This is a genomic window from Cupriavidus sp. FW305-3-2-15-C-LB2 (assembly GCF_058787575.1).
The window spans coordinates 20081-41340 of record NZ_JBYSZW010000066.1; the positions used below are offsets into that span (position 1 = coordinate 20081).

The 21260-nt window shown below is 66.0% G+C and carries 27 protein-coding genes; all 27 read left to right on the plus strand.

Annotated elements, in window-relative coordinates:
- Nucleotides 1-9 precede the first annotated feature (9 nt).
- Nucleotides 10-1098: a Bug family tripartite tricarboxylate transporter substrate binding protein gene (locus AC3WRR_RS31975; RefSeq protein WP_037023841.1), complete on the plus strand. Its 1089-nt coding sequence runs from the start codon at nucleotides 10-12 to the stop codon at nucleotides 1096-1098.
- Nucleotides 1099-1241: 143 nt separating this feature from the next.
- The gene (locus AC3WRR_RS31980; protein ID WP_010812343.1) at nucleotides 1242-2060 is read left to right on the plus strand and encodes an ABC transporter ATP-binding protein; all 819 of its coding nucleotides are present in this window, start codon (nucleotides 1242-1244) and stop codon (nucleotides 2058-2060) included.
- Nucleotides 2057-2836 (plus strand): lipid asymmetry maintenance ABC transporter permease subunit MlaE, encoded by a 780-nt coding sequence (gene mlaE, locus AC3WRR_RS31985; RefSeq protein ID WP_010812342.1) that lies wholly within the window; start codon nucleotides 2057-2059, stop codon nucleotides 2834-2836. Before AC3WRR_RS31980 ends, mlaE begins: the two co-directional genes overlap by 4 nt.
- Before the next feature lie 63 nt (nucleotides 2837-2899).
- Complete coding sequence (gene mlaD / locus AC3WRR_RS31990; RefSeq protein ID WP_010812341.1) at nucleotides 2900-3412, plus strand: outer membrane lipid asymmetry maintenance protein MlaD; 513 nt, start codon at nucleotides 2900-2902, stop codon at nucleotides 3410-3412.
- Complete coding sequence (locus tag AC3WRR_RS31995; RefSeq protein WP_492299128.1) at nucleotides 3409-4464, plus strand: MlaA family lipoprotein; 1056 nt, start codon at nucleotides 3409-3411, stop codon at nucleotides 4462-4464. Before mlaD ends, AC3WRR_RS31995 begins: the two co-directional genes overlap by 4 nt.
- A gap of 212 nt (nucleotides 4465-4676) precedes the next feature.
- Entirely contained in the window at nucleotides 4677-5306 is a 630-nt protein-coding gene (locus tag AC3WRR_RS32000) for an MlaC/ttg2D family ABC transporter substrate-binding protein (RefSeq protein WP_011616145.1), read from the plus strand.
- 114 nt (nucleotides 5307-5420) lie between these two features.
- Complete coding sequence (locus AC3WRR_RS32005; RefSeq protein WP_492293462.1) at nucleotides 5421-5753, plus strand: STAS domain-containing protein; 333 nt, start codon at nucleotides 5421-5423, stop codon at nucleotides 5751-5753.
- 251 nt (nucleotides 5754-6004) lie between these two features.
- Nucleotides 6005-6955: an ABC transporter ATP-binding protein gene (locus AC3WRR_RS32010; RefSeq protein ID WP_010812337.1), complete on the plus strand. Its 951-nt coding sequence runs from the start codon at nucleotides 6005-6007 to the stop codon at nucleotides 6953-6955.
- Entirely contained in the window at nucleotides 6952-7773 is an 822-nt protein-coding gene (locus tag AC3WRR_RS32015; protein ID WP_010812336.1) for an ABC transporter permease, read from the plus strand. The genes AC3WRR_RS32010 and AC3WRR_RS32015 overlap by 4 nt, the downstream gene beginning before the upstream one ends.
- A 40-nt stretch (nucleotides 7774-7813) precedes the next feature.
- Complete coding sequence (locus AC3WRR_RS32020) at nucleotides 7814-8062, plus strand: BolA family protein (protein ID WP_010812335.1); 249 nt, start codon at nucleotides 7814-7816, stop codon at nucleotides 8060-8062.
- 81 nt (nucleotides 8063-8143) lie between these two features.
- Entirely contained in the window at nucleotides 8144-9394 is a 1251-nt protein-coding gene (murA, locus tag AC3WRR_RS32025; protein ID WP_492299131.1) for a UDP-N-acetylglucosamine 1-carboxyvinyltransferase, read from the plus strand.
- A 9-nt stretch (nucleotides 9395-9403) separates the two neighbouring features.
- Nucleotides 9404-10078 (plus strand): ATP phosphoribosyltransferase, encoded by a 675-nt coding sequence (hisG, locus tag AC3WRR_RS32030; RefSeq protein ID WP_010812333.1) that lies wholly within the window; start codon nucleotides 9404-9406, stop codon nucleotides 10076-10078.
- Between the two features lie 39 nt (nucleotides 10079-10117).
- Complete coding sequence (hisD, locus tag AC3WRR_RS32035; RefSeq protein ID WP_010812332.1) at nucleotides 10118-11458, plus strand: histidinol dehydrogenase; 1341 nt, start codon at nucleotides 10118-10120, stop codon at nucleotides 11456-11458.
- Nucleotides 11459-11505: 47 nt separating this feature from the next.
- Nucleotides 11506-12606: a histidinol-phosphate transaminase gene (gene hisC, locus AC3WRR_RS32040; protein WP_010812331.1), complete on the plus strand. Its 1101-nt coding sequence runs from the start codon at nucleotides 11506-11508 to the stop codon at nucleotides 12604-12606.
- A 4-nt stretch (nucleotides 12607-12610) separates the two neighbouring features.
- Nucleotides 12611-13198, plus strand: a complete 588-nt coding sequence (gene hisB / locus AC3WRR_RS32045; RefSeq protein WP_010812330.1) for an imidazoleglycerol-phosphate dehydratase HisB — start codon at nucleotides 12611-12613, stop codon at nucleotides 13196-13198.
- 92 nt (nucleotides 13199-13290) lie between these two features.
- On the plus strand, nucleotides 13291-13914 hold the full coding sequence (locus tag AC3WRR_RS32050; protein WP_010812329.1) for a YchE family NAAT transporter: 624 nt from the start codon (nucleotides 13291-13293) through the stop codon (nucleotides 13912-13914).
- Entirely contained in the window at nucleotides 13911-14564 is a 654-nt protein-coding gene (hisH, locus tag AC3WRR_RS32055; protein WP_010812328.1) for an imidazole glycerol phosphate synthase subunit HisH, read from the plus strand. The genes AC3WRR_RS32050 and hisH overlap by 4 nt, the downstream gene beginning before the upstream one ends.
- Nucleotides 14565-14701: 137 nt before the next feature.
- On the plus strand, nucleotides 14702-15448 hold the full coding sequence (gene hisA, locus AC3WRR_RS32060) for a 1-(5-phosphoribosyl)-5-[(5-phosphoribosylamino)methylideneamino]imidazole-4-carboxamide isomerase (protein WP_010812327.1): 747 nt from the start codon (nucleotides 14702-14704) through the stop codon (nucleotides 15446-15448).
- Nucleotides 15449-15508: 60 nt separating this feature from the next.
- Nucleotides 15509-16279: an imidazole glycerol phosphate synthase subunit HisF gene (gene hisF, locus AC3WRR_RS32065; protein ID WP_010812326.1), complete on the plus strand. Its 771-nt coding sequence runs from the start codon at nucleotides 15509-15511 to the stop codon at nucleotides 16277-16279.
- Between the two features lie 2 nt (nucleotides 16280-16281).
- Nucleotides 16282-16686 carry a phosphoribosyl-AMP cyclohydrolase gene (gene hisI, locus AC3WRR_RS32070; protein WP_010812325.1) on the plus strand — a complete coding sequence of 135 codons (405 nt, stop codon included), beginning with the start codon at nucleotides 16282-16284 and terminating at the stop codon, nucleotides 16684-16686.
- Nucleotides 16683-17054, plus strand: a complete 372-nt coding sequence (locus AC3WRR_RS32075) for a phosphoribosyl-ATP diphosphatase (RefSeq protein ID WP_010812324.1) — start codon at nucleotides 16683-16685, stop codon at nucleotides 17052-17054. Before hisI ends, AC3WRR_RS32075 begins: the two co-directional genes overlap by 4 nt.
- 60 nt (nucleotides 17055-17114) lie before the next feature.
- Nucleotides 17115-17507, plus strand: a complete 393-nt coding sequence (locus tag AC3WRR_RS32080; RefSeq protein WP_010812323.1) for a DUF4870 family protein — start codon at nucleotides 17115-17117, stop codon at nucleotides 17505-17507.
- 54 nt (nucleotides 17508-17561) lie between these two features.
- Nucleotides 17562-17918 carry a histidine triad nucleotide-binding protein gene (locus AC3WRR_RS32085; protein ID WP_010812322.1) on the plus strand — a complete coding sequence of 119 codons (357 nt, stop codon included), beginning with the start codon at nucleotides 17562-17564 and terminating at the stop codon, nucleotides 17916-17918.
- Between the two features lie 148 nt (nucleotides 17919-18066).
- Nucleotides 18067-18300 carry a Sec-independent protein translocase subunit TatA gene (tatA, locus tag AC3WRR_RS32090; RefSeq protein WP_010812321.1) on the plus strand — a complete coding sequence of 78 codons (234 nt, stop codon included), beginning with the start codon at nucleotides 18067-18069 and terminating at the stop codon, nucleotides 18298-18300.
- A gap of 95 nt (nucleotides 18301-18395) precedes the next feature.
- Nucleotides 18396-18908: a Sec-independent protein translocase protein TatB gene (gene tatB / locus AC3WRR_RS32095; RefSeq protein ID WP_010812320.1), complete on the plus strand. Its 513-nt coding sequence runs from the start codon at nucleotides 18396-18398 to the stop codon at nucleotides 18906-18908.
- A 140-nt stretch (nucleotides 18909-19048) separates the two neighbouring features.
- Nucleotides 19049-19846 (plus strand): twin-arginine translocase subunit TatC, encoded by a 798-nt coding sequence (gene tatC / locus AC3WRR_RS32100; RefSeq protein WP_010812319.1) that lies wholly within the window; start codon nucleotides 19049-19051, stop codon nucleotides 19844-19846.
- Between the two features lie 243 nt (nucleotides 19847-20089).
- Entirely contained in the window at nucleotides 20090-21199 is a 1110-nt protein-coding gene (locus AC3WRR_RS32105; RefSeq protein WP_010812318.1) for a porin, read from the plus strand.
- Nucleotides 21200-21260 lie beyond the last annotated feature (61 nt).

A 21260-nucleotide genomic window follows, 5' to 3' on the forward strand; every position in this document is an offset into this window, starting at 1 on the left:
AGGAAATTGATGCCCGAAGTGCGCAATTTGTCGCGGCTTTGGCGAGGTAAAGCGAAGTTCGCGCCGCGCCCCCCAATGGGCGCAGTCCGGCGCTGGCTCCGGTCTTTCCTGTGCCTGTACGCCCTGGGGTGTGCCACGCTGGCGCTTGCGGTGCCAGCCATGCCGGCGCATGCGGGGACCCAGCAGCTCGCCCGCAGCATGTCGTTCCCCGACCGCCCGATGCGCCTGATCGTGCCATTCCCGGCCGGCGGTGTTGCCGATGCGGTGGCGCGCATGCTGGCCGAGCGCCTCTCCGTCCGGCTGGGCGTGCCGGTGGAGGTCGACAACCGGCCCGGCGCCGCCGGCACCATCGCCGGCGACGTGGTCGCCAAGGCCAGCTCCGATGGCCACACCCTGTTGTTGCACCAGGCCAATATGCTGATCCAGCCCGGACTGGAGCCGGTGCCGTACGACGTCGTGCGCGATTTCACGCCGGTTGCGCGCGTGGCCACCACGCCGCTGTTCCTGGTGATCGATGCCCGGCTGCCCATGCGCACGCCGGAGCAATGGATGACCGCGGTCAGGTCGAACCCGGGCTCCTACAGCTATGGCTACGGCCAGCCGGGCAGCCCCTCCCACCTGTACGCCGAGTACGCCGTGCGCGGCATCCGCAGCGGCGTGCCGCTGGTCACCGCCAAGGGTGAGGCCGCCGTGGTCCAGGAGATGCTGGCCGGCCGCGTCAGTGCCTGTTTCTGTTCGTTTGCCGCGGTCCAGGGCCAGGTCAGAAGCGGCGGGCTGCGCCTGCTCGGGGTGACGGGCGTGGCCCGCTCGCCGCTGGCGCCGCTGGTGCCGACGCTGCAGGAGTCGGGGCTGGAAGGCTATGCCGCGGCTGCCTGGTTTGGCGTGATGGCGCCGGCCAAGACCCCGCGCGCGATCGTCGCCAGGCTGGCGGTCGAACTCGACGCGGTCATGTCCGAGCGCGAGGTGCGTTCGCGTCTGCAGGCGGCGGGGGTCACGCCGCTGCGCGATTCGCCGGAGGCGTTTGCCACCGCGATCCGCTCGGAATCTATCCAATGGCAGGTGATCCTGAAGGACGTCTCGCCGATACAGGAGCCTTGAGCAGCAAAGGGATGGGCAGGTTTGGGGGGCTAGGGCAAGTCTGAGAGGCTTCCCCGACGGGGGCATGTGGCGCGGGGCACACGGGCGCCAGCAGGGCTAGGTAGTACACCTTATAATGCGCGACTGTCCTGACCGGTGCCAACGTGACCGATTCTGCTCAAAACCTCGTCGAACTGACTGCGGTGGACTTCGCCTATGCGGACCACGGCAAGCCGATCCTGTCCGGCCTGACCATGCAATTCCCGCGTGGCAAGGTGATTGCGGTGATGGGCGGCTCGGGTTGCGGCAAGACCACGGTGCTGCGGCTGATCGGCGGCCAGGTCCGTCCGCAGGCAGGCACGGTCAGCTTTGCCGGCACCGATATCCACACGCTGGATACCCGCGGCCTGTACGCGGTGCGCCGCCAGATGGGCATGCTGTTCCAGTTCGGCGCGCTGTTTACCGACCTGTCGGTGTTCGACAATGTGGCGTTCCCGCTGCGCGAGCACACCGACCTGCCCGACTCGATGATCCGCGACCTGGTGCTGATGAAGCTCAACGCGGTCGGCCTGCGCGGCGCGCGCGACCTGATGCCGGCGCAGATCTCGGGCGGCATGGCGCGGCGCGTGGCGCTGGCGCGCGCGATTGCGCTGGACCCGGCGCTGCTGATGTATGACGAGCCCTTTGCCGGGCTGGACCCGATCTCGCTCGGGCTGACCGCGCGCCTGATCCGCAGCCTGAACGACGCGCTGGGCGCCACCACGATCATCGTCTCGCACGACGTGCACGAGACCTTCCAGATCGCCGACTACGTCTATTTCATTGCCGACGGCCGCATCGTCGCGCAGGGCGAGCCCGAGGCGCTGCGCGCCTCCACCGACCCGTTCGTGCACCAGTTCGTCCATGCCGAGGCCGACGGCCCGGTGCCGTTCCACTACGCCGGACCTTCGCTGGCCGAGGATTTCGCCGGAGGTGTGCGGTGACGGACTTCTTTATCACCATCGGCGCGGCCGTGCGCCGCAGCGTGTCGGGGCTGGGCCGCGCCACGCGCATGTTCCTGACACTGCTGGGCCTGTCGCCGGCGCTGCTGCGCCGCTTCCGCCTGGTGACCGACCAGGTCTTCTTCGTCGGCAACCTGTCGCTGGTGATCATCGCGGTGTCGGGCCTGTTCGTGGGCTTCGTGCTTGGCCTGCAGGGCTACTACACGCTGAACCGCTACGGGTCCGAGCAGGCGCTGGGGCTGCTGGTGGCCTTGTCGCTGGTGCGCGAGCTGGGCCCGGTGGTGACCGCGCTGCTGTTCGCCGGCCGCGCCGGCACCTCGCTGACGGCCGAGATCGGCCTGATGAAGGCGGGCGAGCAGCTGACGGCCATGGAAATGATGGCGGTGAACCCGCTGCAGCGCGTGATCGCGCCGCGCTTCTGGGCAGGCGTGATCGCCATGCCGGTGCTGGCGGCGATCTTCAGCGCGGTCGGCATCCTGGGCGGCTACGTGGTGGGCGTGCAGTTGATCGGCGTCGACGCCGGCGCCTTCTGGTCCCAGATGCAGGGCGGCGTCGACGTGCGCGCCGACGTGCTCAATGGCGTGATCAAGAGCTTTATCTTTGGCATCGCCGTGACGTTTATTGCCCTGTACCAGGGCTTCGAGGCCAAGCCCACGCCGGAAGGCGTCTCGCGCGCGACCACCCGCACCGTGGTGATTGCGTCGCTGGCCGTGCTGGGGCTGGATTTCCTGCTGACCGCGCTGATGTTCAGCAACTGACGCGGGCCATACCAACGACAAGACAGCGACAAGAACACTACGGGGTTGAAGAAAGAGATTCCAATGAAAAAGAACGCACTCGATTTCTGGGTGGGGCTGTTCGTGGCGGCGGGGTTCGTCGCCGTGCTGTTCCTGGCCCTCAAGGCCGGGAACATGAGCGCCTTTTCCTTCCAGGACACCTACAGCGTGCAGGCGCGCTTTGACAACATCGGCGGGCTCAAGCCGCGCGCGCCGGTCAAGAGCGCGGGCGTGGTGGTCGGCCGCGTGGCGGCGATCCGCTTCGACGACAAGACCTACCAGGCCACCGTCGAGATGAGCCTGGAGAAGCGCTACCAGTTCCCCAAGGACACCTCGGCCAAGATCCTGACATCCGGATTGCTCGGCGAGCAGTACATCGGCCTCGAAGCCGGCGGCGACACCGCCATGCTGGCCGAAGGCGCGCGCATCACCATGACGCAGTCGGCCGTGGTGCTGGAAAACCTGATCGGCCAGTTCCTGTACAACAAGGCGGCGGATGCCGGCGGCGGTGCGCCGGCCGGTGCCAGCGCGCCGGCGCCGGCAGGGGACCTCAAATGAGCGCTGCGCCATCGTTCTGCAAGGGCCTGGCCGCAGTCGCTGCCGCGGCCGTGCTCGCCGGTTGCGCCACTGGCCCCACCGCCAATCCGAAAGACCCGCTGGAGCCGTTCAATCGCGAAGTCTCGAAGATCAACGAGGACTTCGACAAGGGCATCCTGCGCCCGGTGGCCCAGGTCTATGCCGACTACATGCCCACGCCGGTGCAGCGCGCGGTGGAGAACTTCTTCTCCAACGTGAGCGATGTCTACTCGGCGGCGAACAACCTGCTGCAGGGCAAGCCCACCCGCGCCGCCGAGGACACCATGCGCGTGGCCATGAACACCGTGCTGGGGATCGGCGGCCTGATCGACATCGCCACCCCGGCCGGCCTGCCCAAGTACAAGGAAGACTTTGGCCAGACGCTGGGCGTGTGGGGCGTGCCGCCCGGGCCGTACCTGGTGCTGCCGCTGTTCGGGCCCAGCACCGTGCGCGACACCGGCGGCATGCTGGTGGACCGCAGCTTCGACCCGTCGGCCTATCTCTATCCGGTATCGCTGCGCAATTCACTGACCGGCGTGCGCATCGTTGCCGGCCGGGCGCAGCTGCTCGGCGCCAGCAACCTGCTGGAGCAGGCGGCGCTGGACAAGTACTCGTTCCTGCGCGATTCCTACCTGCAGCGGCGCCAGTACCTGGTCTACGACGGCAACCCGCCCGACGGCGACGAGGATGCGGACAGCGCCCCGGAGACCCCGACGGCGCGCCCTGAAGCCCCTGCCGGGACCGAAGGTGAAAAGCCCGCCACGCCCGCCACGCCCGCCACGCCCGCTACGCCCGCTACGCCCGCCACGCCCGCTACGCCCGCTACGCCCGCTACGCCCGCTACGCCCGCTACGCCGGCGCAGCCCGCAGCACCGGCTCCTCCCGCGCCGCCGGCCGACGCCTCGGCCCCGGCCGCCACCCAGGCCCAGCCTGCGCAGACGCCCTCGGGCGACCTGCAGCCTGAGAGCCAGAGCCTGCCGATACCACCCATGGACCCGATGCAGCGGATCGTGCCGGGGGTCCGTATCCGCTGACCCTGCGAGGCGCGGGCGGCTCCAGGCCCACGCCAGGCTGTGAATGCCCTGTGAGGGCTGAAACAATTTGTTTGTAAGTAGCGGAAAAGGCGCTTGTGGGTGCAACCACCGCCCCGCGCTTATGTTCCAATCTCCGCAAGGCCGCGCGCCAGCCATGGCGCCTGGCCAGTTCGCCCTCGGCGAAGAACGTCTTTGATAAAGAAGGAAAATCCATGATAAAGCGACTGTTGGTCCCCTTCCTTACGGTAGTTGCCTTCGCAGGCGCGGCGCATGCCCAGGTGGCGGCCCAGGACGCGGCCACCCCGGACGGGCTGGTCAAGGCCGTGGTCAGCGACGTGATGACCACCGTCAAGGCCGACAAGGACATGCAGGCCGGCAATATCGGCAAGATCACCGCGCTGGTCGAGCAGAAGATCATCCCCAACGCCAACTTCCAGAAGACCACGCAGATCGCCATGGGGCGCAACTGGTCCAAGGCCACGCCCGAGCAGCAGAAGCAGATCACCGAGGAGTTCAAGACCCTGCTGATCCGCACCTATGCCGGCGCCATTGCCCAGATCCGCGACCAGACCGTGCAGTACCGCCCGTACCGCGGCACGGCTGAGGATACCGATGCCACCATCCGCACCCAGGTCGTCAACAAGGGCGAGCCGATCCAGATGGACTACCGTCTGGAAAAGACCGCCCAGGGCTGGAAGGTCTATGACATCAACGTGCTGGGCGCCTGGCTGACCGAAGCCTACAAGGGCAGCTTCAACACCATCGTCGGCCAGCAGGGCGTCGAGGGCGTGATCAAGACGCTGCAGGACCGCAACCGCCAGCTGGCCAGCGCCAAGAGCTGAGGCGCCTGCCCAACGGTGCGCCGCTGCAACGCAGCACGGCGCACCGATCTGCTCTACAATGGCCGCTCGCGGCACAGACTCCCGCCTGACGTGCGGGAGTCGTCGTTTTTGCCACTGTATTCAAGCTACCGATCCCCAGGCCACGCATCCATGCTCTCGCTAGGTACCTCGCTGACCAACCAGAACGCCGCCGCCGTGCTGCGTGACGGGCTGGCGCGCCTGGCGCAGGGCGAGGTGCAGGTCGACTGCACCGGCCTGGCGCAGGTGGATTCCTCCGCGGTCGCCGTGCTGCTGGCATGGAACCGCGCCGCCGCCGCGCGCAACCAGGCGCTGTCGCTGCGCGGCGTGCCGCCGCAGCTGTCGCAACTGGCCAGCCTGTACGGCGTGGACGGTCTGCTGGGCCTGGCCCCAGCAGCCGCAGCGCAGGGGCACCACCACCGACATTGATCCGGCATCGCCGGTCGCCAGCACGGCGGCCGCCCGCGATGCCGCGGCGACGGCCCTGCGCGGTCGCCGAGCCCCTGGGGGCGGATCAAGCGGGACCATCCCCGCATCCCCTATAATTCCGGGTTGTTCGCCCATCCCCCCGCCTGCTACCGGTTCATGCCATGCCGGGCCAGGAAGTCCGGGCACGCAGTTGCTCCCCAATTCCCGGCGGCTGGCCCTGAAAATGCCGAACCCGCCACAAACAATCGGCCATGAAAGCCATTGAAATCCACGACGTTCGCAAGCGCTACCGCAACCTGCAGGCGCTCAAGGGCGTCAGCTTCACCGTCGAACGCGGCGAATTCTTCGGCCTGCTCGGGCCCAACGGCGCCGGCAAGACCACGCTGATCTCGATCCTCGCCGGCCTGAACCGCGCCGATTCCGGCCGCGTCAGTGTGCTTGGCCACGATGTCGTTGCCGACTACCGGATGGCCCGGCGTATGCTGGGCGTGGTGCCGCAGGAACTGGTGTTCGATCCGTTCTTCACGGTGCGCGAGACGCTGCGGCTGCAGTCGGGCTACTTTGGCCTGACCCGCAACGACGACTGGATCGACGAGATCATGGCCAACCTGGACCTGACCGGGAAAGCCGACGCCAATATGCGCCAGCTCTCGGGCGGCATGAAGCGGCGCGTGCTGGTGGCGCAGGCGCTGGTGCACCGCCCGCCGGTGATCGTGCTGGACGAGCCCACCGCCGGTGTGGATGTGGAACTGCGCCAGACGCTGTGGAAATTCATCTCGCGCCTGAACCGGGAAGGGCACACCATCATCCTGACCACCCACTACCTGGAAGAGGCCGAGGCCCTGTGCGACCGCATCGCCATGCTCAAGTTCGGCGAGGTGGTGACGCTGGACCGCACCAGCAACCTGCTGACGCAGTTTGCCGGCCTGCAGCTGGTGCTGACCTTTGCGCGCGGCGTCCTGCCGCCGGCGCTGGAGCCGTTGCGCATGCCGGCCAACCCCGGCGAGCGCGCGGTACGCCTGCGGTTGTCGGGCTACCAGGCGGTTGAACCGATCCTGGCCGCCTGCCGCGAAGCGGGCTGTGACATCGAAAACATGGAAATCAACAAGGCCGACCTCGAGGACGTATTTGTGCAGATCATGCGCCGCGAGGGGCATATGCCCGGTGCGCTGCCCGATCCGGCGATGGAGGCCGTGGCATGAAGCAGCCTGGCGATATCGAGGTCCTGGACGACACCGGCCTCGGGCCGATGGCCGTGGGCGGCCTGGTGGGTTTCCGCACCCTGCTGTACAAGGAAGTGCTGCGTTTCTGGAAGGTGAGCTTCCAGACCGTGGCCGCTCCGGTGCTGACCGCGGTGCTGTACCTGCTGATCTTCGGCCATGTGCTGGAAGACCGGGTCAAGGTCTATGACCAGATCAGCTACACCGCCTTCCTGGTGCCCGGCCTGGTGATGATGAGCGTGCTGCAGAACGCGTTTGCCAACAGCTCGTCATCGCTGATCCAGTCCAAGATCACCGGCAACCTGGTGTTCGTGCTGCTGCCGCCCTTGTCGCACTGGGAAATGTTCGGCGCTTATGTGGTGGCCTCGGTGATCCGCGGGCTGACCGTGGGCCTGGGCGTGCTGCTGGTGACGGCGTGGTTTGCCAACCTGCATTTTGCCAATGTGGGCTGGATCCTCGTCTTTGCGCTGCTTGGTGCGGGCATCCTAGGCACGCTGGGCCTGATCGCCGGCATCTGGGCCGAGAAATTCGACCAGCTGGCCGCGTTCCAGAACTTCCTGATCATGCCGGCAACTTTCCTGTCCGGCGTGTTCTATTCGATCCATTCGCTGCCCGCCTTCTGGCAGGCGGTGTCCCATGCCAATCCGTTCTTCTACATGATCGACGGCTTCCGCTATGGCTTCTTCGGCGTCTCGGACGTGTCGCCGCTGTTCAGCCTGGCGGTGGTCGGATCGGCGTTCGTGGTGCTGGCCGCGCTGGCGCTGCGCTTGCTGAAGTCCGGATACAAGCTGCGCCACTGAACTGTGGCCGGCCATACTGAATCACGCTGAAGAGAACCCCATGCTGCCTACACCGGAACAAGTCAGGGATTACATTGCCCAAGGACTGCCCTGCGAACATCTGCAAGTCGAGGGCGATGGCCAGCACTTCTTTGCCACCATCGTCAGCGCCGAATTTGAAGGCAAGCGGCTGATCCAGCGCCACCAGCGCGTCTATGCCGCGCTGGGCGACCGCATGCGTGCCGAGATCCACGCGCTGTCGATGAAGACGCTGACGCCTGCCGAGTGGCAGGCGGGCGAAGGCAAGTAAGCCCCGCCAATATGCGCCGCGCCACCCGCGCGGCCCCAGAACCATGACGCCGGGCGCGTGCCCGGCTCCAGACGACAGAACATGGACAAATTCCAGATCCACGGCAATGGCCCGCTGAAGGGCGAAATCCGCGTGTCGGGCGCGAAGAACGCAGCCCTGCCGATCCTGTGCGCGGGCCTGCTGACGGCGGATACCGTTTCGCTGGACAACGTGCCTAACCTGCAGGACGTGCGCACCACCCTCAAGCTGCTGCGCCAGATGGGCATGCAGGCCGAGCTGGATGGCGCCCGCGTGACCATGAACGGCGCCGACGTCAACGTGCTCGAGGCCCCGTACGAGCTGGTCAAGACCATGCGCGCCTCGATCCTGGTGCTGGGCCCGCTGGTGGCGCGCTTCGGCGAGGCCCGCGTGTCGCTGCCCGGCGGCTGCGGCATCGGCGCGCGCCCGGTCGACCAGCACATCAAGGGCCTGCAGGCGATGGGCGCTGAGATCACCATCGAACACGGCTTTATCCATGCGCGGGCCAAGCGCCTGAAGGGCGCGCGCGTGGTCACCGACATGATCACCGTGACCGGCACCGAGAACCTGCTGATGGCCGCCACGCTGGCCGAAGGCGAGACCGTGCTGGAAAACGCCGCGCGCGAGCCCGAGGTGACCGACCTGGCCCAACTGCTGGTCAAGATGGGCGCGAAGATCGAAGGCATCGGCACCGACCGCCTGGTAGTGCAGGGCGTGGAGCGCCTGCATGGCGCCAGCCACAGCGTGATCGCCGACCGCATCGAGGCCGGTACCTTCCTGTGTGCCGCCGCCGCGACGCTGGGCGACCTGGTGCTGCGCGGCGTGCAGCCGGACATCCTCGACACCGTGCTCGACAAGCTGCGCGAAGCCGGCGCAAAACTCGAGACCGGCGCCGACTGGGTCCGTCTGGCCATGCCGCAACGCGCCAAGGCCGTGAGTTTCCGCACCTCGGAATACCCGGCCTTCCCGACCGACATGCAGGCGCAGTTCATGGCGCTCAATGCCGTGGCCGAAGGCACCGCGCGCGTGACCGAGACCATCTTCGAAAACCGCTTCATGCACGTGCAGGAACTGAACCGCCTGGGCGCGGACATCGCGGTCGAAGGCAATACCGCGGTGGTCAACGGCGTGCCGCGCCTGTCGGGCGCCAACGTGATGGCGACCGACCTGCGCGCCTCGGCCAGCCTGGTGATCGCCGGCCTGGTGGCCGATGGCGAGACCGTGATCGACCGCATCTACCACCTGGACCGCGGCTACGACCGCATGGAAGACAAGCTGTCGGCAGTGGGCGCGAAGATCCGCCGCATTGCCTGAGGAAGTCCGATGAGCCCCACTTTCAACGCATCGCCCAACCAGCTGACGCTGGCGCTGTCCAAGGGCCGCATCTTCACCGAGACGCTGCCGCTCCTGGAAGCCGCCGGCATCCGCGTCACCGAGGACCCCGAGACCTCGCGCAAGCTGATCCTGCCGACCTCCGATCCGGCCGTGCGCGTGGTGATCGTGCGCGCCTCGGACGTGCCGACCTACGTCCAGTATGGCGCCGCCGATTTCGGCGTGGCCGGCAAGGACGTGCTGATGGAAAGCGGCATGGCCGGCCTGTATGCGCCGATCGACCTGAACATCGCGCGCTGCCGCATGTCGGTGGCGGTGCCGGCCGGGTTTGACTACGCCAACGCGGTGCGCCAGGGCGCGCGCCTGGCCGTGGCCACCAAGTATGTGCAGACCGCGCGCGAGCATTTTGCGAAAAAGGGCGTTCACGTCGACCTGATCAAGCTGTACGGTTCGATGGAGCTGGGCCCGCTGGTGGGCCTGTCCGACGCCATCGTCGACCTGGTCAGCACTGGCAGCACGCTGCGCGCCAACAACCTGGTTGAAGTCGAAGAGATCGTGCAGATCTCGTCGCGGCTGGTGGTGAACCAGGCCGCGCTCAAACTCAAGCGCGAGCGGCTTGCGCCGATTCTCGACGCATTCGAACGGGCTTCGGCGGCGCTGGCGTAAGGCCACACCAGGCCCGCGCCGACTGAGAGGAAAGTAGTCATGAACGCAACCGAAATGGAAAACCTGCCGATCCGCCGGCTCGATTCCAGCAAGCCTGGCTTTGCCGAGGCGCTGCGCCAGGTGCTGGCCTTCGAGGCTGGCGAGGACGAGGCCATCGATCGCGCCGCCGCGCAGATCCTGGCTGATGTGAAGGCGCGCGGGGATGCCGCGGTGCTGGAATACACCAGGCGCTTCGACCGCGTGGAAGCGTCGTCGATGGGCGCGCTGGAGGTATCGCAGCAGCAGCTCGAAGCCGCGCTCGAAGACCTCGAACCCAAGCGCCGCGCCGCGCTGGAGGCCGCCGCCGCGCGCGTGCGCGCCTACCACGAGAAGCAGAAGATCGAATGCGGCAGCCACAGCTGGGAATACACCGAGGCCGACGGTACCATGCTGGGCCAGAAGGTGACGCCGCTGGACCGCGTCGGCATCTACGTGCCGGGCGGCAAGGCCGCGTATCCGTCGTCGGTGCTGATGAACGCGATCCCGGCGCGCGTGGCGGGCGTGAAGGAAATCATCATGGTCGTGCCCACGCCGGGCGGCGTGCGCAATGAGCTGGTGCTGGCCGCCGCGCAGATCGCCGGCGTCGACCGCGTGTTCACCATCGGCGGCGCCCAGGCGATTGGCGCGCTGGCCTACGGCACGGCGACGCTGCCGCAGGTCGACAAGATCGTCGGCCCGGGCAATGCCTATGTGGCCGCGGCCAAGCGGCGCGTGTTCGGCACCGTCGGCATCGACATGATTGCCGGCCCGTCCGAGATCCTGGTGATCTGCGACGGCACCACCGACCCCGACTGGGTGGCGATGGACCTGTTCTCGCAGGCCGAGCACGACGAACTGGCGCAGTCGATCCTGCTGTGCCCGGACGCCGGCTATATCGCCCGTGTCGAAGCCAGCATCCAGCGCCAGCTTGGCACCATGCCGCGGCGCGAGGTGATTGCCGCCTCGATCTCCGGCCGTGGCGCGCTGATCAAGGTGCGCGACATGGAAGAGGCCTGCGAGATCGCCAACGCGATCGCGCCCGAGCACCTGGAGATCTCGGCCGAGAACCCGCGCCAGTGGAGCGAAAAGATCCGCCACGCCGGCGCCATCTTCCTGGGCCCCTATACCAGCGAGTCGCTCGGCGATTACTGCGCGGGCCCGAACCACGTGCTGCCGACCTCGCGCACCGCGCGCTTCTCTTCGCCGCTGGGCGTCTATGACTTCCAGAAGCGTTCGAGCCTGATCGAAGTGAGCGAGGGCGGGGCGCAGATGCTCGGCCAGATCGCCGCCGAGCTGGCCTATGGCGAAGGCCTGCAGGCCCACGCCCGCAGCGCGGAATATCGTTTCACCAAACGCAGTTGATCTACTGACCCACGCTGCCTGATAAGGCAGCCAACTTAGGAGTTCCCATGCCAGCCGTAGAGCCCTCCCTGATCGAACGCATCATCCGTGACGACGTACGCGCCATGGGCGCCTACCACGTGCCGGATTCGCACGGTCTGGTCAAGCTCGACGCAATGGAGAACCCGTACCGGCTGCCTCCCGCTCTGCGCCGCGAACTGGCCGAGCGCCTGGGCGAGGTTGCGCTGAACCGCTACCCGGTGCCCAGCAGCGAAGCGCTGCGCGCCAAGCTGAAGACCGTGATGCAGGTGCCGGCCGGCATGGACGTGCTGCTCGGCAATGGCTCGGACGAGATCATCAGCATGCTGGCGCTGGCCGCGGCCAGGCCCGGCGCCAAGGTAATGGCGCCGGTGCCGGGCTTCGTCATGTACGCAATGTCGGCGCAGTTCGCCGGCCTGCAATTCGTCGGCGTGCCGCTGCGCGCGGACTTCACGCTCGACCGCGCCGCCATGCTGGCGGCGATGGCCGAGCACCAGCCCGCCATCATCTACCTGGCGTACCCGAACAACCCCACCGGCAACCTGTTCGATGCCGCCGACATGGAGGCCATCGTCCGCGCCGCCCAGGGCGAGGTCTGCAACAGCCTGGTGGTGGTGGACGAGGCCTACCAGCCGTTCGCGCAGCACAGCTGGATGCCGCGCCTGACGGAATTCGGCAACCTTTTGGTGATGCGCACCGTATCCAAGCTGGGCCTGGCCGGCATCCGCCTGGGCTACCTGGCCGGCGCGCCCGAATGGCTGTCGCAGCTGGACAAGGTGCGCCCGCCGTACAACGTCAACGTGCTGACCGAAGCCGCCGCGCTGTTCGCGCTGGAGCACGTGTCGGTGCTGGACGAACAGGCCGCCCAACTGCGCGACGAACGCGCCCGTGTGGCCGAAGGCATGGCCGCGAATGCGGGCGTGACGGTGTTCCCCAGCGCCGCCAATTTCCTGCTCGCGCGCGTGCCGGATGCCGCACAGACGTTCGACCGGCTGCTGGCCCGCAAGGTATTGATCAAGAACGTGAGTAAAATGCACCCGTTGCTGGCCAATTGTCTGCGCGTCACGGTCAGCACCCCCGAAGAAAACGCGCAGTTCCTTGAGGCATTCGCAGCGTCGCTGCAGGATTAACACCATGCGTGTTGCAGAGGTCACCCGCAATACTTCGGAAACGCAAATTCGCGTTTCCCTGAATCTCGACGGCAGCGGCCGCCAGAAACTGGCGTCCGGCGTGCCGTTCCTTGACCACATGCTGGACCAGATCGCCCGGCACGGCATGTTCGACCTGGAGGTCGAAGCCACCGGCGACACGCATATCGACGACCACCACACGGTGGAAGACGTGGGCATCACGCTCGGCCAGGCGGTTGCCAGGGCCATCGGCGACAAGAAAGGCATCACCCGCTACGGCCACAGCTATGTGCCGCTGGACGAATGCCTGTCGCGCGTGGTGATCGATTTCTCCGGCCGTCCCGGCCTGGAATTCCACGTGCCGTTCACGCGTGCGCGCGTGGGCAGCTTCGACGTGGACCTGACCATCGAGTTCTTCCGCGGCTTCGTCAACCATGCGGGCGTGACCCTGCATATCGACAACCTGCGCGGCATCAATGCCCACCATCAGTGCGAAACCGTGTTCAAGGCCTTTGGCCGGGCATTGCGCATGGCGGTGGAGCTGGACCCGCGCGCGGCGAACACGATCCCGTCGACCAAGGGTACGCTCTGACCTTTCCACCACGGTAGGCGTGCCGGCTGGTTGCGGCGCCCGCTGACCTTCCAAGCCTGAACCTGGCCAGCGATGCTGGCGACCCGCAACCGATGGATACGCTCAAGTCGTTTATTTCGCTGCTGGCGCTGATCAACCCGATCGGGGCGATCCCGTTCTTCATCAGCCTGACCAGCCTGCAGACGGAAGCGGAAAAGCTGCGTACCATCAAGATCGCATCGGTTTCGGTGGCGATCGTGGTGGCGGTGTCGGCCTTGCTGGGGCAGCAGATCATCGAGTTCTTCAATATCTCGGTGGCGTCGCTGCAGGTGGGTGGCGGGCTCATCATGATCATGATGGCCATGAACATGCTGAACGCGCAGACCAGCCGCACCAAGGCCACGCCGGAAGAAGAGGACGAGGCCGAGGTAAAGTCCAGCATCGCGGTGGTGCCGCTGGCGCTGCCGCTGCTGACCGGGCCGGGCTCGATCAGCACGGTGATCGTCTATGCCGGCAAGACCCAGCACTGGTACCAGTTGCTGATCCTGGTCGGCCTGGGCGTGGTGATCGGTGCGGTGGTGTACCTGGTGTTCCGCGCGGCCGACCCGATCGCCCGGGTCATCGGCCGCACCGGCATCAATATCGGCACGCGCCTGATGGGGCTGATCCTGTCGGCGCTGGCCGTGGAATTCATTGTGGACGGGCTGAAGACATTGTTGCCTGTTTTGAAATCATGACTACCATAGCAATTGTGGATTACGGCATGGGCAACCTGCGCTCGGTGGCGCAGGCGCTGCGTGCCGCGGCGCCGGAAGCGGACGTGCGCGTGGTGGATGCCCCCGAAGGCATCCGCTCGGCGGACCGCGTGGTGCTGCCCGGCCAGGGCGCGATGCCCGACTGTATGTCGGCGCTGGGCGCGTCCGGGCTGCAGGAGGCGGTGGTGCAGGCCGCCGCCAGCAAGCCGATGCTGGGTGTGTGCGTGGGCGAGCAGATGCTGTTCGAGTTCAGCACCGAAAGCCGGGCCGGCGCGGACCGTACGCCGGCGCTGGGCCTGATGCCCGGCCAGGTGGTGCGCTTTGCGCTGGACGGCATGACGCAGCCCGACGGCTCGCGCTACAAGGTGCCGCAGATGGGTTGGAACCGGGTGCGCCAGGCCAGGCCTCACCCGCTGTGGGACGGTATCCCGGACGACAGCTGGTTCTATTTCGTCCACAGTTACTATGTGCAGGCGCAGGACCCGGCCCATGTTGCTGGTGAAACGGAATACGGAGTCGTATTTACCAGCGCGGTAGCGCGCGATAATATTTTCGCGACGCAGTTCCACCCCGAGAAGAGCGCGGCCCTGGGCCTGCAGCTGTACCGGAACTTCGTCCACTGGAAGCCCTGACCCGATTCGTTTTTTTACCGATCATCGACCGCTAACTCGACCGTCACCCGACCTGTTTCCGATCGACTATCGACCCGACCTGACCGGCAGCGCCGGTCTCGCTCAATCTCTATCACTCAACCACGCTCGTCACGCATATGTTGCTCATTCCGGCCATCGACCTGAAGGACGGTCAGTGTGTACGCCTCAAACAAGGCGACATGGACCAGGCCACCGTCTTTTCCGAAGATCCCGCCGCCATGGCACGCCACTGGGTGGAGCAGGGCGCCCGCCGCCTGCACCTGGTGGACCTGAATGGCGCGTTCGTGGGCAAGCCCCGCAACGAGGAGGCCATCAAGGCCATCATCGCCGAGGTCGGCGACGAGATCCCGGTGCAGCTGGGGGGCGGCATCCGCGACCTGAACACCATCGAACGCTGGCTGGATGACGGGCTGTCGTACGTCATCATCGGCACCGCCGCGGTGAAAAACCCCGGTTTCCTGAAGGATGCCTGCTCGGCCTTCGGCGGCCATATCATCGTCGGCCTGGATGCCAGGGACGGCAAGGTAGCGACCGACGGCTGGAGCAAGCTGACCGGCCACGAGGTGGCGGACCTGGCACGCAAGTATGAAGACTACGGCGTCGAGGCCATCATCTACACCGATATCGGCCGCGACGGCATGCTGCAGGGGATCAATATCGATGCCACCGTCAAGCTGGCGCAATCGATGTCGATCCCGGTGATCGCCAGCGGCGGGCTGTCCAACCTGGCCGACATCGACAATCTCTGCGCGGTCGAGGGCGAAGGTGTCGAAGGCGTCATTTGCGGCCGCGCGATCTACTCCGGGGATCTCAACTTTGCCGCCGCGCAGGCACTGGCGGACAAGCTGCGCGACGGGCAATAAGGCAACGCGCCGCGGGCGCAGCCGCCGCCAGACTGGAGCTGGCGGCGGACAAGGAATCTCATGCTAGCCAAACGTATCATCCCCTGCCTGGACGTGACCAACGGGCGGGTGGTCAAGGGCGTCAACTTTGTCGAGCTGCGCGACGCGGGCGATCCCGTGGAAATCGCGCGCCGCTACGATGAGCAGGGCGCCGATGAAATCACATTCCTGGACATCACCGCGACCAGCGACGGGCGTGACCTGATGCTGCACATCATCGAGGATGTGGCTTCGCAGGTCTTTATTCCGCTGACGGTGGGTGGCGGCGTGCGCACGGTCGAAGACGTGCGGCGCCTGCTCAATGCCGGCGCGGACAAGATCAGCGTCAATTCGTCGGCCATCGCCAATCCGCAGCTGGTGTCGGATGCGACTGCCAAGTACGGCTCGCAATGCATCGTGGTGGCGATCGACGCCAAGCGCAGTTCCGCCCCGGGCGAAGCGCCGCGCTGGGAAGTCTTCACCCACGGCGGGCGCAAGGCCACCGGGCTGGATGCGGTCGAATGGGCGCGCGAGATGGCCGCGCGCGGCGCCGGCGAGATCCTGCTGACCAGCATGGACCGCGACGGCACCAAGAGCGGTTTCGACCTGGAACTGACCCGCGCCGTCAGCGACGCGGTGCCGGTGCCGGTAATCGCCTCGGGCGGCGTCGGCGGCCTGCAGGACCTGGCCGATGGCATCACCCGGGGCCGCGCCGACGCGGTGCTGGCCGCCAGCATCTTCCACTACGGGCAACACACCGTGGGCGAAGCCAAGGCATTCATGGCCCGCGAGGGCATTCCCGTGCGGATCTGATCATGGCAAAGAAGTGGCTCAACAAGGTCAAATGGGACGATAACGGCCTGGTGCCGGTGATCGTGCAGGAAGTCGGCTCGAACGACGTGCTGATGTTCGCGTTCATGAACCGCGACGCGCTGCAGCGCACCGTGGAGCTGGGCGAGGCCGTGTTCTGGTCGCGCTCGCGCAAGCGCCTGTGGCACAAGGGCGAAGAGTCCGGCCATGTGCAGAAGGTGCACGAGATCCGCCTGGACTGCGATGAAGACGTGGTGCTGCTCAAGGTGACCCAGATCGACAATATCGCCTGCCATACCGGGCGCCATTCCTGCTTCTTCCAGAAGTTCGAGGGCGATGTGGAAGCCGGCGACTGGCAGACAGTCGAGCCGGTGCTGAAGGACCCTGCCCAGATCTACACCAAGCCATGAGCGACAACCAACTCAGCAGCAATGATGTCCTGGCGCGCCTGGCCGAAGTGCTGGAATCGCGCAAGCCCGCCAACGGCGGCGACCCTGACAAATCCTATGTGGCGCGCCTGTTCAGCAAGGGCGACGACGCCATCCTGAAGAAGATCGGCGAGGAAGCCACCGAGACCGTGATGGCCGCCAAGGACGCGCGCGCCGCCGGGCAGACTGGCGCCGAGGCCGGCAAGGTGGTTTATGAAGTGGCCGACCTGTGGTTCCACAGCATGGTATTGCTGGCCAACTTCGGCCTGACGCCGGCGGATGTGGTCAACGAGCTCGCGCGGCGCGAGGGGCTGTCCGGCCTCGAGGAAAAGGCCCGGCGCAAGGACTAGCTGGCGCAGGCGCCGGCCGGTCTTCCGCCTGCCCGCAAGGCAGGCTTCTAACCAAGGGCAATGATGGCGAACGACTACACCGGGCAAGTCACCACCCCCAGCGGCGAGCAGTTGAGCAGCCTGCGCAAGCTGCTGCACATCCTGTATGCCCTGTATGCGATCTTCTGGCTGACCGGCGGCATCACCGCGCTGATCGCCATCGTGATCGACTACGTCAAGCGCGACGACGCGCGCGGCTCGCTGTATGCCTCGCACTTCGCCTGGCAGATCCGCTCGTTCTGGTGGTCGGTGGTGTGGGGCGTGCTGGGCGGGGTGTTGTTCGCGACAGTCGTGCTGATGCCGCTGGCCTTTGCCGTCTGGGGCGTGCTGTCGCTGTGGATGCTGTATCGTATCGTCAAGGGCTGGCTGTACCTGAATGACAGCAAGCCGATGTACCCGGATCAGCAGTTCTGATCCCGGGCGCGTGAAGCTGACACCGGGTGCCGCGGCCGTCGCAATGAAATCTTCATGAACGCTCAGGATAATTGCATCTTCTGCAAGATCGTGGCCGGCCAGCTACCGTCGCGCAAGGTCTACGAAGACGACGATATGGTGGCCTTCCACGATATCCATCCCAAGGCACCGGTACACTTGCTGGTCGTTCCCAGGTCGCATGTCGACTCGCTGGCCGATTGCGGCGCCGGCGAAGGGGAGCTGCTTGCTAGAATGATGCTGAAGGTGCCTGAACTGGCGCGGGCGGCAGGCTGTGCCAACGGATTCCGGACGGTGATCAACACCGGCCCGGACGGCGGCCAGGAGGTCTACCACCTGCATCTCCATGTGCTGGGCGGGCCGCGCCACCAGTGGAAGGGACCGCTGCCCTGACCGGCAGCTTTTGGCATGGGAGTGTCCGCGGCGGCAACGCCTCGGGCAGAAGCTGCGTCGGCAACCGTCGCCCGGCGCGGCCATAACGGGACGGAACAACGGGTCCGGGCATATCTGATTGCGCCCGCGGCTTCATCAGGAGCAAGAAATGGGTTCGTTTAGCATTTGGCACTGGCTGATCGTGCTGGTGATCGTCATGCTCGTGTTCGGCACCAAGAAACTGCGCAATATCGGCCAGGACCTGGGCGGCGCGGTCAAGGGCTTCAAGGACGGCATGAAGGACGGCGAGGGCAAGGCTGCCGCCGATCCCGCCCAGTCCAAGGAACTGCGCGACTCCACCACCATCGACGTCGAAGCCAAGGAAAAGACCCGCCAGCAGTAATCCGGCGGTGTGCCATCCCTTCTACGCAAACCTCGCTGCCTGCGTGTCGTCCCGCGCCTGCGCTTTTCCGCATGTTGTCCGCATGATGTGTCCGCATGATTGATCTCGGCATTTCCAAGCTGGCGCTGATCGGCGCCGTGGCACTGATCGTGATCGGTCCCGAACGGCTGCCCAAGGTTGCGCGCACTGTGGGCGCGCTGGTCGGCCGGGCGCAGCGCTACATCAACGACGTCAAGGCCGAAGTCAGCCGCGAGGTTGAACTGGAAGAACTGCGCAAGATGCGCACGGAATTCGAGGACGCCGCGCGCGATGTCGAGCGCACCATCCATAAGGAAGTCAACGAGCAGACCCAGGCGCTGAACGAAGCCCTGGGCGGTGCCGAGGGAACCAGCGGCGGCGGTAGCGCCGACGCCGGCGGCGGCTTCGTGCCAAGCTGGGATGCGGCCCACAAGGCGCACAACGGGCGCAAGAGCTGGCGCGTCAAGCAGGGCGCCCGCCCGCTCTGGTTCAAGCGCCAGCACAATGTCCGCGTCTGGGTGCAGTCGGGCGCGGCGCGCGTCAAGCGCCACCGGCCGGTCACCCGGCCATCCCGATCCTTCTTCGAGTGAGCATGCGCCGCGGCATCACCTTGCCGGCCGTCGTTCCGGCCGCTGCCGTCGTGGCTGCAGTCCTGGTTGCATTCGCGCGCCGCCGCGTTGCGGCCCCATCGATCCACCTTGCCAGCCCCCGCGGCTGAGCGGTTCACGCCATGAGCGACACCCGGTCCCCAGATCCCCAAGACCCGCAAGACGAGTCGCAGCAGGAAACCTTTATTTCCCACCTGGTCGAACTGCGCCAACGCCTGGTCAAGGCGGTGGCCGGCATCATCCTGGTCTTCGTCAGCCTGGTCTACTGGGCCCCGGTGATTTTCAACCTGTTTGCCGCGCCGCTGATGGAGTCGCTGCCCAAGGGCGGCAAGATGATCGTGACCGATGTCACCGGCTCGTTCTTCGTGCCGATGAAAGTCACCTTGCTGGTGGCCTTCCTGATCGCGCTGCCGTGGGTGCTGTACCAGGTCTGGCAGTTTGTCGCGCCCGGCCTGTACCAGCATGAGAAACGCCTGATCCTGCCGCTGGTATCGAGCAGCTATTTCCTGTTCCTGTGCGGCGTGGCGTTCGCGTATTTCCTGGTGTTCCCCACGGTGTTCCATTTCATGGCGCACTACAACGCCCCGCTGGGGGCGGAGATGTCGACTGACATCGACAAATACCTCAGCTTTGCCATGACCACTTTCCTGGCCTTCGGCATCACCTTCGAGGTGCCGGTGGTGGTGATCGTGCTGGTGCGCTTTGGCGTGGTGGAGCTGGAAAAGCTCAAGCAGATCCGCCCCTATGTGATCGTGGGGGCCTTCATCATCGCTGCCATCGTGACCCCTCCCGATGTGCTGTCGCAGCTGCTGCTGGCCGTGCCGCTGGTGGCGCTTTATGAACTCGGACTGCTACTGGCGCGCTTTGTCGGCCGTCCGTCACCTGAAGCGACTGCTTCAGGGGAAACGCAGCCCGACTAATTCGGCTGAGGTAGGTCTTTCGTATCTGCTAATCCCCGTTTTTGCACCAAAACGGGGATTTTCCCTCCCATTCCTGTTGCTCCCCCACAACAAAAACCGCCAGTAAGCATGGTTTACGCCGAAAAAGCCTTCTGACGGCCGGGGGGGCTGGCACATAATACGCAGCAGACGTGAATGTAAATGCGTCGCCCAAGTACTTGGGCAACCAAGATTTCCCAATCAGTTGACAAGGAAAGTGTCGATATGAAGATGAAACTGTTTGCTGCTGCCGTCGCCGCTCTGGCCGCTGGTGGCGCCTATGCCCAATCGAGCGTAACCCTGTACGGCGTGGCTGACGTCGGCCTCGAGTACGTCAACAACGCTAACGCCGCTGGCGACGACCTGTTCCGCATGTCGTCGGGTAACCAGTCCGGTTCGCGCTGGGGCCTGCGTGGCGTGGAAGATCTGGGCGGCGGCCTGAAGGGCGTGTTCGTGCTGGAAAGCGGTTTCGACCTGGACACGGGCAGCAATGCCACGAGCCAAGGTGGTCGTCTGTTCGGCCGTCAAGCCTACGTCGGTCTGCAAAGCCAGTTCGGCTCGCTGCTGCTGGGCCGTCAACAAACGTCGTTCTATGACTTCGGTCTGCAGTTCGACCCGATGGCCATTTCGTCGCGTTACGGCATCCTGTCGCAAGACAGCGCCTTCGCTTCGCGCGCTGACAACACCGTCAAGTACATCGGCAAGTTCGGTGGCCTGACCGCTTCGGCCTTCTACAGCTTCAACAACAACGGCCAGGAAGTCGCCGGCGCATTCCGCCGCGGCCAACAGTACGGCGCGCTGGTGAGCTACGCAGCTGGCCCGTTCGCGGTTGGTGCTGCTTATGACGAAATCCACGGCTCGACCACCGGTACGCCTCCCGTCGATGCAAGCGGCCAGCGTACTCGCCGTGCTACCGTTGGCGCCAACTACGCCTTCGGTCCGGCCAAGGTCTACGCCGGCTATCGCTGGGCCAAGGCCTTCGACGGCGCTGCTCTGACGGGCGGCACGACGGTTGACAATGGTGTCCTGACCACGTCGACGGCTTCGAACCTGTACTGGCTGGGTCTGGGTTACCAACTGACCCCGGCGTTCTCGCTGTCGGGCGCTGCGTACTACCAAGACTTCCGCAAGAGCGAAGCCGATCCGTGGCAGTTCGTGATCACGGCCGACTACGCGCTGTCGAAGCGTACCGACGTGTACACCTCGCTGTCGTACACCCTGAACGACAAGGGCTCGGCCCTGGGCGTGAACGGTTTCAACACCGCCACCACCACCAACGTTCAGGCGAACAAGGATCAGTTCGGTGCTGTGGTTGGTCTGCGCCACAAGTTCTAATCTGACGCGGGTGTAAGCCCGCTTAGGATTGGCTTGAACCAAGAGGCCGGCATCCCAAGGA